At 67.2% G+C, this 1099-nt stretch carries 1 protein-coding gene; it reads left to right on the plus strand.

Annotated features, from left to right (window positions below):
- Positions 1-104: 104 nt before the first annotated feature.
- On the plus strand, positions 105-1099 hold a 995-nt coding region (locus AB0F81_RS51375), incomplete at its 3' end, for an IS481 family transposase (RefSeq protein ID WP_360211822.1).

Below are 1099 nucleotides of genomic sequence, written 5' to 3' on the forward strand. Positions count from 1 at the left end.
TGTACTGACCACGGACGTTGGTGACGGGGAGATCTTGAAATAGGCGAGGGCCTTCGGGTTCGGTGTGGATTGCGACGTCCTACCCCGAACCTGCGGAGGCCCTCATGCCCCACCGTAATGCACCCTTGTCCGAGACCGGCAGGCTGCGCCTTGCTCGCTGCGTGGTCGATGACCGGTGGCCGCTGCGGCGAGCTGCCGAACGCTTCCAGGTCAGCACGACTACAGCGAAACGCTGGGCCGACCGCTACCGCACCGACGGGCCGGCAGGCATGACCGACCGTTCCTCACGACCGCACCACAGTCCGTCACGGACACCGACTCGCATCGAACGACGGATCATCAAGGTCCGCGTTCTGCGCCGCTGGGGACCGGCCCGGATCGCCTACTTCCTGAGCCTGAACCCGGCCACCGTGCACCGGGTCCTGACCCGCTACCACCTCGCCCGACTCGCCCACCTCGACCGGGCCACCAGCCGGCCGATCCGGCGCTACGAACACGACCACCCCGGTGACCTGATCCACGTCGACATCAAGAAACTCGGCAACATCCCCGACGGCGGCGGCCACCGCGTCCACGGCCGGGCGGACGGCAACCGCCGCAGCTCCGCCCACCGCGACCCGGCACGTCCCCGCACCCACCACGGCCGACCCAACCTCGGCTACCACTACCTGCACAACGCCGTCGACGACCACTCCCGGCTGGCCTACACCGAAATCCTGCCCGACGAAACCCGCGAGACAGCAACAGCATTCTGGCACCGAGCCCATGCCTGGTTCGCCAGCCACGGCATCACCGTGAAACGAGTCTTGACCGACAACGGCTCCTGCTATCGATCACACCTCTGGCGCGACATGCTCGCCGACGCCGGCATCACCCACAAACGCACCCGCCCCTACAGGCCCCAAACCAACGGCAAGGTCGAACGCTACAACCGCACCATGCTCGACGAATGGGCCTACGCCCGCGCCTACCGCACCGAAACCGAACGCCGCGAAGCTCTGCCCGCCTGGCTCCATACCTACAATCACCATCGCGGACACACCGCGCTCAACGGCCTACCACCCGCCAGCCGCATCCCCAACCTCTCGGGTCAGTACAG

The organism is Actinoplanes sp. NPDC024001 (assembly GCF_040638955.1).
In the GTDB taxonomy this organism is placed as follows: domain Bacteria; phylum Actinomycetota; class Actinomycetes; order Mycobacteriales; family Micromonosporaceae; genus Actinoplanes.